Origin of the sequence: Pseudomonas sp. WS 5071 (assembly GCF_012985765.1) — a bacterium.
Taxonomy (GTDB): domain Bacteria; phylum Pseudomonadota; class Gammaproteobacteria; order Pseudomonadales; family Pseudomonadaceae; genus Aquipseudomonas; species Aquipseudomonas lundensis_A.
In genome coordinates this window covers 34,207-50,284 of sequence record NZ_JAAQWY010000004.1, presented here as the reverse complement: position 1 = coordinate 50,284, position 16,078 = coordinate 34,207, and the positions used below count along the sequence as shown (strand labels likewise).

Annotated in this window: 17 protein-coding genes; 14 read left to right on the top strand and 3 right to left on the bottom strand. The window is 55.6% G+C overall.

Going from position 1 to position 16,078, the window contains the following annotated elements; all coding sequences use genetic code 11:
* The first annotated feature begins 27 nt into the window (after positions 1-27).
* Both pyrC and rnt read left to right on the top strand, forming a co-directional pair.
* Positions 28-1,074 carry a dihydroorotase gene (gene pyrC, locus HBN61_RS03345; protein ID WP_170046171.1) on the top strand — a complete coding sequence of 349 codons (1,047 nt, stop codon included), beginning with the start codon at positions 28-30 and terminating at the stop codon, positions 1,072-1,074.
* Positions 1,071-1,742 (top strand): ribonuclease T, encoded by a 672-nt coding sequence (gene rnt / locus HBN61_RS03340; RefSeq protein WP_094993788.1) that lies wholly within the window; start codon positions 1,071-1,073, stop codon positions 1,740-1,742. Before pyrC ends, rnt begins: the two co-directional genes overlap by 4 nt.
* 72 nt (positions 1,743-1,814) lie before the next feature.
* Here rnt and HBN61_RS03335 read toward each other — a convergent pair whose 3' ends face one another.
* Positions 1,815-2,417: a peroxiredoxin gene (locus tag HBN61_RS03335; RefSeq protein ID WP_047274004.1), complete on the bottom strand. Its 603-nt coding sequence runs from the start codon at positions 2,415-2,417 to the stop codon at positions 1,815-1,817.
* A gap of 278 nt (positions 2,418-2,695) precedes the next feature.
* On the opposite strand from HBN61_RS03335, the gene HBN61_RS03330 reads away from it, so the two are divergent.
* On the top strand, positions 2,696-2,914 hold the full coding sequence (locus tag HBN61_RS03330) for a bacterioferritin-associated ferredoxin (protein ID WP_094993787.1): 219 nt from the start codon (positions 2,696-2,698) through the stop codon (positions 2,912-2,914).
* A 199-nt stretch (positions 2,915-3,113) separates the two neighbouring features.
* Positions 3,114-3,584, top strand: coding sequence for a bacterioferritin (gene bfr / locus HBN61_RS03325; protein ID WP_094993786.1), 471 nt, complete (start codon positions 3,114-3,116; stop codon positions 3,582-3,584).
* A 93-nt stretch (positions 3,585-3,677) separates the two neighbouring features.
* Here bfr and grxD read toward each other — a convergent pair whose 3' ends face one another.
* Entirely contained in the window at positions 3,678-4,019 is a 342-nt protein-coding gene (gene grxD, locus HBN61_RS03320) for a Grx4 family monothiol glutaredoxin (RefSeq protein WP_094993785.1), read from the bottom strand.
* A 390-nt stretch (positions 4,020-4,409) separates the two neighbouring features.
* Here grxD and argF point away from each other — a divergent pair, with 390 nt between their 5' ends.
* Positions 4,410-5,330 carry an ornithine carbamoyltransferase gene (gene argF, locus HBN61_RS03315; protein WP_169963208.1) on the top strand — a complete coding sequence of 307 codons (921 nt, stop codon included), beginning with the start codon at positions 4,410-4,412 and terminating at the stop codon, positions 5,328-5,330.
* On the top strand, positions 5,327-6,436 hold the full coding sequence (locus HBN61_RS03310) for an ABC transporter ATP-binding protein (RefSeq protein WP_094993783.1): 1,110 nt from the start codon (positions 5,327-5,329) through the stop codon (positions 6,434-6,436). Before argF ends, HBN61_RS03310 begins: the two co-directional genes overlap by 4 nt.
* A 44-nt stretch (positions 6,437-6,480) precedes the next feature.
* On the opposite strand, the gene ybaK is transcribed toward HBN61_RS03310, so the two are convergent.
* Positions 6,481-6,951, bottom strand: coding sequence for a Cys-tRNA(Pro) deacylase (ybaK, locus tag HBN61_RS03305; RefSeq protein WP_094993782.1), 471 nt, complete (start codon positions 6,949-6,951; stop codon positions 6,481-6,483).
* A gap of 379 nt (positions 6,952-7,330) precedes the next feature.
* Here ybaK and HBN61_RS03300 point away from each other — a divergent pair, with 379 nt between their 5' ends.
* From HBN61_RS03300 to HBN61_RS03265, 8 genes are all read left to right on the top strand, one after another.
* Positions 7,331-8,182 (top strand): MIP/aquaporin family protein, encoded by an 852-nt coding sequence (locus tag HBN61_RS03300; protein ID WP_047273992.1) that lies wholly within the window; start codon positions 7,331-7,333, stop codon positions 8,180-8,182.
* Between the two features lie 87 nt (positions 8,183-8,269).
* Entirely contained in the window at positions 8,270-9,775 is a 1,506-nt protein-coding gene (gene glpK / locus HBN61_RS03295; RefSeq protein ID WP_170046170.1) for a glycerol kinase GlpK, read from the top strand.
* Between the two features lie 135 nt (positions 9,776-9,910).
* Positions 9,911-10,666, top strand: coding sequence for a DeoR family transcriptional regulator (locus HBN61_RS03290; protein WP_047273988.1), 756 nt, complete (start codon positions 9,911-9,913; stop codon positions 10,664-10,666).
* 231 nt (positions 10,667-10,897) lie between these two features.
* The gene (gene glpD, locus HBN61_RS03285; RefSeq protein ID WP_170046228.1) at positions 10,898-12,436 is read left to right on the top strand and encodes a glycerol-3-phosphate dehydrogenase; all 1,539 of its coding nucleotides are present in this window, start codon (positions 10,898-10,900) and stop codon (positions 12,434-12,436) included.
* A 307-nt stretch (positions 12,437-12,743) separates the two neighbouring features.
* Positions 12,744-13,661, top strand: a complete 918-nt coding sequence (locus HBN61_RS03280) for a glutamate/aspartate ABC transporter substrate-binding protein (protein WP_170046169.1) — start codon at positions 12,744-12,746, stop codon at positions 13,659-13,661.
* A gap of 195 nt (positions 13,662-13,856) precedes the next feature.
* On the top strand, positions 13,857-14,603 hold the full coding sequence (locus HBN61_RS03275; RefSeq protein ID WP_094993778.1) for an amino acid ABC transporter permease: 747 nt from the start codon (positions 13,857-13,859) through the stop codon (positions 14,601-14,603).
* Entirely contained in the window at positions 14,603-15,277 is a 675-nt protein-coding gene (locus HBN61_RS03270) for an amino acid ABC transporter permease (protein ID WP_047273982.1), read from the top strand. Before HBN61_RS03275 ends, HBN61_RS03270 begins: the two co-directional genes overlap by 1 nt.
* Positions 15,274-16,008 carry an amino acid ABC transporter ATP-binding protein gene (locus HBN61_RS03265; RefSeq protein WP_094993777.1) on the top strand — a complete coding sequence of 245 codons (735 nt, stop codon included), beginning with the start codon at positions 15,274-15,276 and terminating at the stop codon, positions 16,006-16,008. Before HBN61_RS03270 ends, HBN61_RS03265 begins: the two co-directional genes overlap by 4 nt.
* Positions 16,009-16,078 lie beyond the last annotated feature (70 nt).

The window sequence follows — 16,078 nt, the reverse complement described above, 5'->3', positions numbered from 1 at the left end:
CTCAGTTTGACCCGCCTGGAATCCCCAATGTCCGACCGCCTGACCCTTCTGCGTCCCGATGACTGGCACATACATCTTCGCGATGGTGCTGTGTTGCCTCACACTGTCGCGGATGTAGCGCGCACTTTTGGCCGCGCCATCATCATGCCCAACCTGGTGCCTCCGGTGCGTAACGCAGCCGAAGCTGATGCCTATCGACAGCGTATTTTGGCCGCTCGCCCTGCGGGTAGCCGCTTCGAGCCGCTGATGGTGCTGTATCTGACTGATCGCACGCAGCCTGAAGACATTCGCGCAGCAAAATCCAGTGGCTTCGTACACGCTGCAAAGCTTTATCCTGCAGGTGCAACGACCAACTCCGACTCTGGTGTCACCAGTATCGACGCTATTTTCCCTGTTCTGGAAACCATGGCTGAAGTCGGCATGCCCTTGTTGATTCACGGCGAAGTGACGCGCGCTAACGTGGATATCTTCGATCGCGAGAAAATCTTCATCGACGAGCACATGCGCCGCGTCGTAGATCGTTTTCCGACACTCAAAGTTGTGTTCGAACACATCACCACGGCTGACGCCGTGCAATTTGTCAACGAAGCTTCAACCCACGTCGGCGCGACGATTACTGCTCACCACCTGCTCTACAACCGCAACCACATGTTGGTGGGTGGTATACGCCCGCACTTTTACTGCCTGCCGATTCTCAAGCGCAACACCCATCAGGAAGCCCTGCTGGATGCTGCAACCAGCGGCAGCGAGAAATTCTTCCTCGGGACTGACTCGGCACCCCATGCCCAGCACGCCAAAGAAGCGGCGTGCGGCTGCGCCGGTTGCTACACCTCGTACGCCGCCATCGAGCTGTACGCCGAAGCTTTTGAACAGCGCAATGCGCTGGACAAGCTGGAAGCTTTTGCCAGCTTGAACGGCCCACGCTTCTACGGATTGGCGCCGAGCACCGAACAAATCACCTTGGTTCGCCAGGAGTGGACCGCCCCAACCAGCCTGCCGTTTGGCGAGCTGACCGTAATCCCGCTGCGCGCCGGTGAAAAACTGCGCTGGCGCCTGCTGGAGGAACAGCTGTGAGTGACGACCATTTCGACGACGAACATGAAGGCGGGCATGGCGGACCGCGTCACCCGATGGCGGAACGTTTTCGCGGCTACCTGCCGGTAGTTATTGACGTTGAAACCGGCGGCTTCAACAGTGCGACCGATGCATTGCTGGAAATCGCGGCCGTAACGATCGGCATGGACGAGAAAGGCTTCGTGTTCCCTGAACACACCTATTTCCATCGCGTGGAGCCGTTCGAAGGCGCCAACATTGAGCCTGCGGCGCTCGAGTTTACAGGTATCAAGCTGGATCACCCGTTGCGCATGGCCGTCAGCGAAGAAACGGCCCTGACCGATATCTTCCGCGGTGTTCGCAAAGCCTTGAAAGCCAATGGCTGCAAGCGCGCAATCCTGGTGGGACATAACAGCAGCTTCGACCTCGGCTTTTTGAATGCGGCCGTCGCTCGACTGGACATGAAGCGCAACCCGTTCCACCCCTTCTCGAGTTTCGACACGGCTACGTTGGCGGGTCTGGCTTACGGCCAGACGGTGCTCGCGAAAGCCTGTCAGGCCGCGGACATCGATTTCGATGGTCGCGAAGCTCACTCAGCGCGGTACGACACTGAAAAAACAGCTGAGCTGTTCTGTGGCATCGTCAACAGCTGGAAACAAATGGGCGGCTGGAAAGATTTCGACGACTGAGTCTGACACTTTCTATCGCACATAAAAAAACCGGACAGTGCGTCCGGTTTTTTTATGCCCTTTGACTGACGCTTACAACTTGTCAGCATTCTCGGACAGGTACGCCGCTACGCCCGCAGTAGAAGCGGTCATGCCTTTGTCGCCTTTTTTCCAGTTGGCCGGGCAAACTTCGCCGTGCTCCTCATGGAATTGCAGAGCGTCAACCAGACGCAGCAGTTCGTCCATGTTACGGCCCAGAGGCAGGTCGTTGACGATCTGCGAACGAACAATGCCTTTGTCGTCGATCAGGAATGCGCCACGGAAAGCTACGCCACCTTCGGATTCAACATCGTAGGCTTTGCAGATTTCGTGCTTCATGTCGGCAGCCATGGTGTATTGCACCTGACCGATACCGCCGTTGTTTACCGGCGTGTTGCGCCATGCGTTATGGGTGAAGTGGGAGTCGATGGAGACTGCTACCACTTCCACGTTACGCGCTTTGAACTCAGGAATGCGGTGATCCAGAGCAATCAGCTCGGACGGGCAAACGAACGTGAAGTCCAGCGGGTAGAAGAACACCAGGCCGTATTTGCCTTTGATGGCGGTGGACAGCGTGAAGCTGTCAACGATTTCGCCATTGCCCAAAACGGCGGCGACGGTGAAGTCAGGGGCTTGTTTGCCTACGAGTACGCTCATGGATATCTCCTGATGTGCAGCGTGGTAAACGGGAGCTGGCCAGTCATGGGTAATGACACGGTTAACAATCAGCTCGCGCATGAAAAAAGATCGGCCATCATACACCGGTCGTCGGGTCCGGCCTCCCCCATTTTTTTACACCCAAGAGGGTTGAGCGCCGCACCGTTCGTCAGCGTCGGGAGTTAAACACGCAATCGAGACACAAGTTGCTTTGACAATCATTCTCGTTAACATTAAGATCCTTCGCATTGAATCCCAACCAGCGATGGTTCTTATTTATGTACGTTTGCCTCTGCACTGGCGTCACTGATGGAAAAATTCGAGACGCAATCTATGAAGGTTGCTGCAGCTACCGTGAAGTGCGCGAAGCGACCGGTGTTGCCAGTCAGTGTGGCAAATGTGCGTGCTTGGCCAAGCAAGTGGTGCGCGAAACCCTGACTTCCCTGCAAGCCAGTCAGGCAGCCATGAGTTACCCGGCAGAATTTTCAGTCGCGTGATTTCGCCTTTTAAAGAGAACCGGACGTAATGTCCGGTTTTTTTATGCCTTGAATTCAAGTGCTTAGGGTCTAGACGCGGAATACAAACATTCTTATTCCGATTAATTTTAATAGAGTATTCAAATACTTAGGTTTGACAGCTGTAAGTGTGCGGATCAAACTCTTGCGCATATACAGTTAATGAAGGCAGGCCCTCGCGATGAAAGGCGACATTTCAGTCATTCAGCACCTCAATAAAATCCTCGGCAACGAGCTGGTCGCAATCAATCAGTACTTTTTACATGCGCGCATGTATCAAGACTGGGGCCTGGAAAAGTTGGGTGCACACGAATACCACGAGTCCATCGATGAGATGAAGCACGCGGACAAGCTGATCAAACGCATCCTCTTTCTGGAAGGTCTGCCGAACGTACAGGATCTGGGCAAGCTGCATATCGGCGAGCACACCAAGGAAATGCTTGAGTGCGACCTGCGCATCGAGCGCACCGGTCACGCCGATCTCAAAGCAGCCATCGCACATTGCGAAGTTGTGGGTGACTTTGGTAGCCGAGAACTTCTTGAAGACATTCTGGCGTCCGAAGAAGAGCATATTGACTGGCTCGAAACTCAGCTTGGCCTGATTGATAAAGTAGGCCTTGAGAATTATCTGCAATCGCAGATGGGCGAATAAACAGCCTCTCATTCAATAAAAAACCCCGCCCTGTTTAACAGTGGCGGGGTTTTTAATGCGCGCTAATTTATTCAAATCAGCGCGCAAAGACCGTTACGCTTCGGTCTTGGCTGCAGCGGCTTTAGCGGCTGCCTCTTTGATCAGGGTTTGCAACTCACCATTGGCAAACATCTCCGCCATGATGTCGCTGCCGCCGACCAGCTCACCACCGACCCACAATTGCGGGAAGGTTGGCCAATTGGCGTACTTTGGCAAGTTGGCGCGAATTTCCGGATTCTGCAGGATGTCCACGTAAGCGAACTTTTCACCACAGCCCATAACGGCCTGAGCAGCTTTCGCCGAAAAGCCGCACTGTGGGGCATTCGGTGAGCCTTTCATGTAGAGCAGAACGGTGTTGTTGGCAATCTGTTCTTTGATAGTTTCGATGATATCCATGGAGCACCTCGGCTGAACTTTCCGACTCAGTTGTCGGCACGGTGGCGCATTGTAACGGAAACCCAAGCACCACGCTCGGTCTCCCCCACCGACAATAGTCTGCTTCTGCTGCCCATAATTGCCAACCCCGGGTGGGGCAGTGTACAAATGAGCAGCTGAGGGGGCAGGTAAACCACCCATTAGTGATTTCAAGGCACGCGCTCATGCCGCTTGCCCATCGCCTGACACCCCCCAAACAACACCCTTATTGGCAAGACGCGACATTTCCTTATAAGATCGCGCCTTCCCCTATTTCGTCGCCCGGTGCGGCTAACGCCGCAGGTCTCGCCCGTTTTCCTGAAAAATCCGGCTTTGAGCATCTGCAGTCGTTGTAAAAAAAGGTAGTTAATGATGAGCGCAAGGCACTTTCTCTCCCTGATGGATTGCACGCCCGAAGAGCTAATCAGCGTGATTCGTCGAGGCATCGAGCTCAAGGACCTGCGCAACCGCGGCGTACTTTTCGAACCTCTGAAAAACCGTGTGCTAGGTATGATTTTTGAAAAGTCATCGACCCGCACCCGTTTGTCATTCGAGGCGGGTATGATTCAGCTCGGCGGTCAGGCCATTTTCCTCTCGCCTCGTGATACCCAACTGGGCCGCGGTGAACCCATCGGCGACTGCGCGATTGTTATGTCGCGCATGCTGGATGCCGTCATGATCCGTACCTTTGCCCACAGCACCCTTACAGAATTTGCTGCCAATTCTCGCGTCCCGGTGATCAACGGCCTCTCAGACGATTTGCACCCCTGCCAATTGTTGGCTGACATGCAAACGTTTCTGGAACACCGCGGTTCGATCAAAGGCAAAACCGTGGCCTGGATCGGTGACGGCAACAATATGTGCAATAGCTATATAGAAGCCGCCACTCAGTTCGACTTCCACCTGCGCATCGCCTGCCCGGAAGGCTACGAACCCAATGCCGAGCTCGTGGCCCAGGCAGGCGAGCGCGTGACCATCGTGCGTGCGCCGCAAGATGCTGTCGCAGGCGCCCACCTTGTCAGCACCGATGTCTGGACCTCCATGGGCCAGGAAGAAGAGACTGCCAAGCGTCTGCAGCAGTTCGCGCCTTATCAAGTTAACAAGGCACTGCTTGATCTGGCGGCCGACGATGTACTGTTCATGCACTGCTTACCCGCGCACCGTGGGGAAGAAATCAGCGAGGACCTGCTGGACGATCCGCGCTCAGTCGCATGGGACCAGGCTGAAAACCGTTTGCACGCGCAAAAAGCGTTGCTCGAATTCCTTGTACAACCGGCGTACCACCACGCATGAGTCAACCTCTTCTGCTTAACCTTCGCGATCTGGCCTGTGGGTACCAAGGCCAAAGCGTTGTACAAAACCTCAATCTGCACCTCAATGCCGGCGACATCGGTTGCCTGCTGGGCTCTTCGGGGTGCGGCAAGACGACCACTCTGCGTGCAATCGCAGGCTTTGAACCGATCCATCAAGGTGAAATCCAGCTGGGTGGCGAGATCATTTCCAGCGCAGGCTTTACCCTCGCGCCGGAGAAACGTCGTATAGGTATGGTGTTTCAGGACTACGCGCTATTTCCTCACCTCAGCGTGGCCGACAACATTGCCTTCGGTATTCGCAAACTGCCGAACAAAGACCGTGTGACGGAAGAACTGCTTGAACTGGTCAACCTGAAAAACCTCGGCAAGCGTTTCCCCCATGAGCTTTCTGGGGGGCAACAGCAGCGCGTTGCACTGGCTCGCGCCCTTGCGCCGGAGCCACAATTGCTTCTGCTGGATGAGCCGTTCTCCAATCTGGATGGTGAGTTACGTCGCAAGCTGAGCCATGAAGTGCGGGATATTTTGAAAGCACGCGGCACCAGCGCGATTTTGGTGACACACGATCAGGAAGAAGCCTTCGCCGTAAGTGATCACGTTGGCGTGTTCAAAGAAGGCAGGCTGGAACAGTGGGATACGCCTTACAACCTTTACCACGAACCGCTGACACCTTACGTGGCGAGCTTTATTGGCCAGGGTTACTTCATTCGCGGCCAGTTACTGAGCCCGGAGTCCGTGCAAACGGAGCTGGGTGTCCTGCAGGGCAACCGCGCATACACATGGCCAACGGGTGGCGCCGTCGATGTGCTGCTGCGCCCGGACGATATCGTCTATGCGCCGGACAGCGACCTGAAAGCCAGAATCATCGGCAAGACCTTCCTCGGCGCATCGACGCTGTATCGCTTGCAACTGTCGACAGGCAGTCAGCTGGAGTCGATTTTCCCGAGCCACGTCGACCATCTTCCAGGCGCAGAAGTGGGCATTCGTGTTGCAGCTGAGCACCTCGTGATGTTCCAAACCAGTGGTAGCACCGCTGCGCAAATTCCCCACTCTGACTCAGGTGTCAGACGTTTCAGCAACGTTCACTGAAACATCTGATACACCGGCGACGTGACTGTCACCTCGCCGGTGCTTCAAGCCCTTCCAATTGCCGCAAAGGTTGCCCGGGTCTGCTCTGCAAGCACTGAGGGCGCCAATTCGACCTCCAGCCCGCGTCGCCCGGCGCTCACATAAATCGTCGCAAACTCCTCAGCGCTGCTGTCTATAAAAGTACGCAAGCGCTTCTTCTGCCCCAGAGGGCTGATCCCGCCCAATAAGTAGCCTGTCGATCGCTGCGCTGCCGCCGGGTCAGCCATTTCAGCTTTTTTAACCCCGGCGGCATGCGCAAGCGCTTTAAGATCCAGGCTTCCGACGACCGGTACCACAGCGACCAGTAATTCACCTTTTTCGCTGCTGGCCAGCAACGTCTTAAACACCTGAGCAGGCTCCAGACCAAGCTTTTCCGCAGCTTCATGGCCGTAGGATGCCGCTTTGGGGTCATGCTCGTAGCTGTGTATCCGATGCTCGGCGCGAACTTTTTTCAGCAGATCCAGTGCAGGGGTCATTGGCATTCCTGTCATTTGGTAATGGCACATAATCGCCGGTGATTTTAGGGCAATTCAGGCCTGAAAAGGCGCTGGAACGGGCGTTCCAATTCGAATCCGGGCTGAATCGTTACATCTGGACCTACCGATTTGTAGTCTTTGCTTACAGAAAAACCAATACCAAAACATCCTGCAAAAGTCAGAATGTGAATGCTCGTTCACTTTCGACCTTTGACAGTTGTGTTTCTTGTCTATATTTTTTCGATTCTGAATATATCTGCCAAAATTATGTTCCTATTTACCAGCACACGAAAAACACGGAAAAGCATTTCCCGGTTTTTGTGCAGCTTCACTGCCACCTGACTGACGATGTCAAAAAACAACAAAAATGAGGTTTCACATGACGACTGCATCGCAGCACCCTACGCTTTCAGGCCAGTGTATGGCCGAGTTTCTCGGCACCGCACTTCTTATCTTCTTTGGCACCGGTTGTGTCGCGGCTCTCAAGGTCGCGGGCGCAAGCTTTGGCTTATGGGAAATCAGCATCATCTGGGGTATTGGCGTGAGCATGGCGATTTATCTCACGGCTGGCGTTTCAGGTGCCCACCTGAACCCGGCCGTCAGCATCGCGTTGTGCCTGTTCACTGATTTTGAAAAACGCAAATTGCCTTTTTATATCCTCGCGCAGGTCGCAGGTGCGTTTTGCGCCGCTGCCCTTGTGTACACGCTGTACAGCAACCTGTTCTTCGATTACGAACAAGCCCATCAGATGGTACGCGGCAGTAAAGAGAGCTTGGAACTGGCTTCTGTTTTCTCGACTTACCCGCATCCATCCCTGTCGACGCTGCAAGCCTTTCTCGTGGAAGTGGTGATTACGGCCATCCTGATGGGCGTAATCATGGCCCTGACGGATGATAAAAATGGCCTGCCACGCGGGGCAATGGCACCTTTGCTGATTGGCTTGCTGATTGCGGTCATTGGCAGCTCGATGGGCCCATTGACCGGCTTTGCAATGAACCCTGCACGTGATTTCGGGCCTAAGCTGATGACATTCTTTGCGGGCTGGGGTGAAGTTTCGTTCACCGGCGCACGCGATATTCCTTATTTCCTGGTTCCAATCTTTGCACCCATCGTGGGTGCTTGCCTCGGCGCAGCCATTTACCGCGGGATGATTGCCCGCCACCTGCCTGCCGTCGAACCTGTGGCAACGGATGCCCAAGCAAGCGCTGAGGTGAAAACCCAAGCGTCCTGATATCGACTTATGAAACGGGGCGCACGAGACTCTGCCCGTTTTCTTCTCGCGCCCTGAACCCATTACTTCATTCTGCAAGGCAATCCCATGACCGACATTCAGAATAAGAACTACATTATTGCGCTGGACCAAGGCACCACCAGTTCGCGAGCGATCATCTTTGATCGTGACGCCAACGTGGTCTGCACCGCCCAACGCGAGTTCCAGCAGCATTACCCTCAGGCAGGCTGGGTCGAACACGACCCGATGGAAATTTTCGCGACACAGAGCGCCGTGATGGTAGAAGCCCTCGCGCAAGCGGGCCTGCATCACGATCAAGTCGCCGCCATCGGTATCACCAACCAGCGTGAAACCACTGTGGTCTGGGACAAGGTCAGCGGCCGTCCGATCTACAACGCCATTGTCTGGCAGTGCCGACGCAGCACTGAAATCTGCGAACAGCTCAAGCGTGACGGCCACGAGCAGTACATCAGCGACACCACCGGCCTTGTGACTGACCCGTACTTCTCCGGCACCAAATTGAAGTGGATCCTCGACAACGTCGAAGGTAGCCGCGAACGTGCCCGTAACGGCGAACTGCTGTTCGGTACTGTCGACAGCTGGCTGATCTGGAAATTTACCGGTGGCAAGACACACGTCACCGATTACACCAACGCCTCGCGCACCATGCTCTTCAATATCCACACGCTGGAGTGGGACACGAAGATGCTGGAAGTGCTGGATATCCCGCGTGAAATGTTGCCGGAGGTTAAATCTTCCTCCGAAATCTATGGCCGCACCAAAAGCGGCATCGCTATTGGCGGCATTGCGGGAGACCAACAGGCCGCGCTGTTTGGCCAAATGTGCGTTGAGCCGGGGCAGGCCAAAAATACCTACGGCACCGGTTGCTTCCTGTTGATGAACACCGGCACCAACGCGGTCAAGTCCACCCACGGCATGTTGACCACCATCGCTTGCGGCCCCCGGGGCGAAGTGGCGTATGCGCTGGAAGGCGCAGTGTTCAACGGCGGCTCCACCGTGCAGTGGCTGCGCGATGAACTGAAGATCATCAACGACGCCCACGACACCGAGTACTTCGCCAGCAAGGTCAAGGACAGCAATGGTGTGTACCTGGTACCCGCCTTTACCGGTCTTGGCGCACCGTATTGGGACCCGTATGCACGGGGCGCCTTGTTCGGCCTGACCCGTGGCGTACGCGTCGATCACATTATTCGTGCAGCGCTTGAATCCATTGCCTACCAGACCCGCGATGTTCTGGACGCCATGCAGCAGGATTCCGGCGAACGCCTCAAAGCCCTGCGCGTGGACGGCGGCGCCGTGGCCAATAACTTCCTCATGCAATTTCAAGCTGACATTCTGGGGACCATGGTCGAGCGTCCGCAAATGCGCGAAACCACGGCGTTGGGCGCTGCCTACCTGGCCGGTCTTGCCTGCGGTTTCTGGAGCAGCCTCGACGAATTGCGCGGTAAAGCGGTGATTGAACGCGAGTTCGAACCCACGCTTGAAGAGGCCAGCAAAGAGAAACTTTACGCAGACTGGAAAAAGGCCGTGAGCCGTACCCGCGACTGGGAACCCCACGAAGAAAACAACTAAGCACCACGCGAAACACAGCAGCTGGCGCTTCCCGCGCTGGCTGCTGCCTGCTGACTTCCTCTCACCTGCGAGTAGCAGACGGCGCTTTCCTGCGGCATCATGGTCGAATTTGCTTCGCCGCCCAAAGGAAACTCCATGAATCTGCCTCCACGCCAGCAGCAGATCCTCGAACTCGTTCGCGAGCGCGGCTATGTCAGCATCGAGGAAATGGCGCAGTTATTCGTTGTCACGCCACAGACCATTCGTCGCGATATCAACCAGTTGGCTGAAGCCGATTTGTTACGCCGCTATCACGGTGGCGCTGCGTATGATTCCAGCGTAGAAAACACGGCGTACGCGATGCGCGCCGACCAGATGCGCGATGAAAAACGCCGGATCGGTGAAGCCATTGCCGCTCAAATCCCTGATCACGCCTCTATTTTTATCAATATCGGGACAACTACCGAGTCCATCGCACGCGCGCTGCTCAACCACAACCACCTGAAAATCATCACCAACAATTTGCACGTTGCCTCGATCCTGAGCGCAAAGGACGACTTTGAAGTCCTGATTGCAGGTGGCAACGTTCGTCGTGACGGCGGTATCGTCGGTCAGGCCAGCGTCGACTTCATTAATCAGTTCAAGTTTGACTACGCCTTGGTGGGAATCAGCGGTATTGATTCTGACGGCAGCTTGTTGGATTTCGACTATCAAGAAGTACGCGTATCCCAAGCCATTATTGCCAATGCCCGACAGACCATTCTGGCTGCGGACTCCAGCAAATTTGGTCGCAACGCCATGGTTCGTTTGGGCCCCATCACCCTGATTGATTGCCTGGTCACCGACCAACCGCCGGTCCCGGAGCTGGCACAGTTACTGGCACAGAACAAAATCCGCCTCGAAGTGGTGTAACCCTTCTGTGCAGGATCAGGGGCTCGCAATAGCCGAGCCCTGTGCGCGCCGCGAAAGTCAGTCGTGGCCTGCATCTCAAGCGTAAATGTTCGAAATTTTTCCTTTAAGCCGCCTTCGATGAGTTTTTTCAATTGAAGTAGACTGGCTGTGCGCGTGTTTATCCGCTACCATTTTCGAAAATGAACATTAATGTTCGAATTCAAATATGCGTATTCAACGCGAGGCTCATTCATGTCGCACACCACCTTGCCTGCCACGCCTCTTGCCGAGGTTTACGACGTTGCCGTGATTGGCGGCGGAATTAACGGTGTCGGCATCGCCGCAGACGCCGCTGGCCGCGGCCTGTCAGTGTTCCTGTGCGAAAAAGATGACCTCGCCAGCCACACGTCTTCAGCCAGCAGCAAGCTGATCCACGGCGGCCTGCGCTATCTGGAACACTACGAGTTTCGTCTGGTGCGTGAAGCTCTGGCCGAACGTGAAGTGCTTTTGGCCAAAGCGCCGCACATCGTCAAACCGATGCGCTTTGTATTGCCACACCGCCCGCACCTGCGTCCGGGCTGGATGATCCGCGCCGGTCTGTTCCTGTATGACCATTTGGGTAAACGCGAAAAACTGGCAGGCTCCACCAGCCTCAAATTCGGGGCCGACAGCCCGCTAAAAGCTGAAATCACCAAGGGCTTCGAATATTCGGATTGCTGGGTTGATGACGCTCGCCTTGTCGTACTCAATGCCATGGCTGCGCGTGAAAAAGGCGCCCATGTCCATACACAGACCCGTTGCGTGGGTGCCCGTCGTAGCAAAGGCCTGTGGGAACTGAACCTGGAACGTGCAGACGGCAGCCTGTTCTCAATCCGCAGCAAAGCATTGGTCAATGCTGCAGGCCCATGGGTCGCGAAGTTCATCAAGGACGACCTGAAGCTGGATTCGCCGTACGGCATCCGCCTGATTCAGGGCAGTCACTTGATCGTGCCGAAGCTGTATGACGCGCCAAACGCGTTCATCCTGCAGAACGAAGACCAACGCATCGTATTTACGATCCCGTACATGGACCAGTTCACCATCATCGGCACCACAGACCGTGAATACACAGGCGACCCGGCCAAGGTCAGCATCACTGAGCAAGAAACCGATTACCTGCTGAATGTGGTCAACGCTCACTTCAAAAAGCAGTTGAGCCGCGACGATATCCTGCGTACTTATTCCGGGGTACGTCCGCTGTGCAACGACGAGTCCGATAACCCGTCTGCCGTGACCCGTGACTATACGTTGGCTTTGTCGGGCGTGCCGGGCGAAGCACCTTTGCTGTCGGTGTTTGGCGGCAAGCTGACCACTTACCGCAAATTGGCTGAGTCAGCGATGGCGCAACTGACCCCATTCTTCACCCAGATCAAACCCAGCTGGACGGCAGCTGCTACCTTGCCAGGTGGTGAAGACATGACCACCCCGGCGGCACTGAGCGCAGCGTTAATCAGCAAACACAGCTGGCTGGATGCAGCGATCGCCAAGCGTTGGGCCATTACCTACGGCAACCGCTCGTGGAAGCTGTTGGAAGGCGCGCAAGGCCTGGAAGACATGGGTGAGCACATTGGTAGCGGCCTATACAGCCGCGAAGTCGATTACCTGTGCAATCAGGAATGGGCACTGGACGCGCAGGACATCCTGTGGCGCCGCACCAAGCTGGGTTTGTTCACCACCGCCGAAGAACAGCAGCACTTGGCGCACTATATGGCCAGCCTGAACTTGAAACACCGCAAAGTAGAAGCCGCTTAACTCTCCCTTTGACGCCCACCTTGATGTGGGCGTTTTTTTGTCTGAACATTCGCAGGCATTCGGTTTTCCGAACGCAATGATTCGTCATGGTTCGGCTTTCCGGGCATTTGCCTCTTTTCCCCAATTCGCAAAAAATCTATAACCCTATATAAATCATATAGTTAGGTTTAATAGCGCGATCTGGCACGACTCATGCTCTACACTCAGGGCCGACTGCTTAAACAGCCTTAGCCTGTTGAGTTGTTCGAAGTACATAAAGGGTCCAGTGAACTGGCTCAATAAAAAAAACAATGTCGAGGAACCACCGATGCGCATCGTCCCGCAACTTTTGGCCGCAGCCATTACTGCAGCCCTGATTAGCACTCCAGTTTTTGCAGCCGAATTGACCGGCACGCTGAAGAAAATCAAAGAATCCGGCACCATCACCCTCGGCCATCGTGACTCCTCCATCCCGTTCTCCTACATCGCAGACGCTTCCGGCAAACCGGTGGGTTACTCCCACGATGTGCAGCTGGCCATTGTTGAAGGCCTGAAAAAGCAGCTCGACATGCCGGAGCTTAAGGTCAAGTACAACCTGGTCACCTCCCAGACCCGCATCCCGCTGGTACAGAACGGCACCGTCGACGTTGAATGTGGCTCTACCACCAACAACGCCGAACGCGGTCAGCAAGTCGACTTCTCGGTCGGCATCTTCGAAATCGGCACCCGTCTGCTGTCCAAAAAAGACTCGCAATATAAAGATTTTGCTGACCTGAAAGGCAAAAACGTCGTGACCACCGCTGGCACCACGTCCGAGCGCATTCTCAAGGCCATGAACGCTGACAAGCAGATGGGCATGAACGTGATCTCGGCAAAAGACCACGGTGAAGCGTTCAACATGCTGGAATCTGGCCGCGCCGTCGCGTTCATGATGGACGACGCCCTGCTCGCCGGTGAAATGGCCAAGGCCAAGAAGCCAGGTGAATGGGCTGTAACCGGAACGCCTCAATCGTACGAAATCTACGGTTGCATGATGCGTAAAGGCGACCCGGACTTCAAAAAAGCCGTGGATGACGCCATCGTTGCGACTTACAAGTCTGGCGAAATCAACAAGATTTACGACAGGTGGTTCCAGCAGCCAATCCCGCCCAAGGGGCTGAATCTGCAGTTCCCGATGAGCGACGAGCTGAAAGCGCTGATCGCAAACCCTACCGATAAGCCAGCAGACGACAAGCCAAAAGCCTGATGCTGGTGGCGACCGGGCGTGAATAATCGCGCCCGGTCGCCTTGATCACCCGCTGTACTCGCTACTAACTGCATTAGAGAGCACTCGACCCGCCGGATGTCGAGCGGGGAGCGTGTGCCTGACGATCGTGTCAGGTGAGAACGGATTCCCTGAAGCAAGTGCTTGTGACTAGAACCCTCTGAGGGGAGACCCTGCATGAATTACAACTGGGACTGGACCGTGTTCTTCAAGTCCACCGGCGTAGGCAGCGAGACCTATCTCGACTGGTTTATTTCGGGCTTGGGCTGGACCATCGCGATCGCTGTCGTCGCCTGGATCGTTGCCTTGATGCTGGGTTCGCTGCTGGGCGTGATGCGCACACTGCCGAACCGCTTCATCGCGGGCATAGCCACCATTTACGTGGAAATCTTCCGTAACGTACCGCTGCTGGTGCAGTTGTTCATCTGGTACTTCCTGGTGCCCGATTTGCTGCCACCAGACTTGCAAGAGTGGTACAAGCAAGACCTCAACCCGACCACCTCGGCCTATCTGAGCGTCGTTGTGTGCCTGGGCCTGTTCACCGCCGCCCGCGTGTGCGAACAAGTGCGCACCGGTATCGAAGCGTTGCCTCGCGGCCAGGAGTCAGCCGCTCGCGCCATGGGCTTCAGCATGACGCAGATTTACTGGCACGTGCTGCTGCCTCAAGCCTACCGGATCATCATTCCGCCACTCACGTCCGAATTCCTCAACGTGTTCAAGAACTCGTCAGTGGCCTCGTTGATCGGTTTGATGGAACTGCTGGCTCAAACCAAACAGACGGCCGAGTTTTCCGCCAACCTGTTTGAAGCCTTCACATTGGCAACGCTGATTTACTTCACCTTGAACATGAGCCTGATGCTGCTCATGCGCCTGATCGAGAAGAAGGTCGCCGTACCCGGCCTCATGTCTTTGGGGGGCAAATAATGGACTTCTTTGATTTCAGCGGGATCGTCCCTGCCCTGCCGGGCCTTTGGAACGGCATGATCATGACCCTCAAGCTCATGGTGATGGGCGTGATCGGTGGTGTAGCACTGGGGACCGTGCTGGCCCTCATGCGCTTGTCTTCGAGCAAGTGGCTGTCCAATCTGGCAGGCGCCTACGTTAACTACTTCCGCTCGATACCCTTGCTGCTGGTGATCACCTGGTTCTACCTGGCCGTACCGTTCGTACTGCGCTGGATCACCGGTGAAGACACCCCTATCGGCGCGTTCGAGTCGTGCCTGGTTGCGTTCGTCATGTTCGAAGCAGCGTACTTCTGCGAAATCGTGCGAGCAGGCGTACAAGCCATCCCGAAAGGTCAGATGGGCGCCGCCAAAGCACTGGGGATGAGTTACGGCCAGGCCATGCGCCTGATCATCCTGCCTCAGGCGTTCCGCAAAATGACCCCGTTGCTGCTGCAACAAAGCATCATCCTGTTCCAGGACACCTCGCTGGTTTACACCGTAGGCCTTGTGGACTTCCTCAATGCCTCGCGCTCAAGCGGCGATATTATCGGCCGCTCCAATGAGTTCCTGATCTTCGCCGGTCTGGTGTATTTCATCATCAGCTTTTCCGCCTCGCTGCTGGTCAAGCGTCTGCAAAAAAGGTTTGCCGTATGATTTCGATCAAGAACATCAACAAGTGGTACGGGGACTTTCAGGTACTGACCGATTGCAGTACTGAAGTCAAAAAGGGTGAAGTGGTGGTGGTCTGCGGGCCATCGGGCTCCGGCAAGTCGACCCTGATCAAGTGCGTCAACGCCCTTGAACCGTTCCAGAAAGGCGACATCGTGGTTGACGGCATCTCGATTGCCGACCCTAAAACCAACCTGCCGAAATTGCGTTCGCGCGTGGGCATGGTATTCCAGCACTTTGAACTGTTCCCGCACATGACCATCACCGAAAACCTGACCATTGCTCAGGTCAAGGTACTGGGGCGCAGCAAAGCCGAAGCCACCAAAAAAGGCCTTGAGTTGCTGGAGCGTGTGGGCCTGTCGGCCCATGCTCACAAGCACCCCGGCCAACTGTCGGGCGGTCAGCAGCAACGTGTCGCGATTGCCCGTGCGCTGGCGATGGACCCGATTGTCATGCTGTTTGACGAACCCACTTCTGCACTCGACCCGGAAATGGTCAACGAAGTACTCGACGTGATGGTGCAACTGGCCCACGAAGGCATGACCATGATGTGTGTGACTCATGAAATGGGTTTTGCGCGCAAAGTGGCCAACCGGGTCATCTTCATGGATCAGGGGAAAATCGTTGAAGACTGCGAAAAAGAAGAATTCTTTGGCGATGTGAGCGCCCGCTCGCAACGCGCGCAAGACTTCCTCAGTAAAATTCTGCAGCACTAAAACCACACCCGCCGGGTGTATGCCACACGCCTGTAACCGCTGGCGCGCGCTGCGCCCGGTTACAGCATTG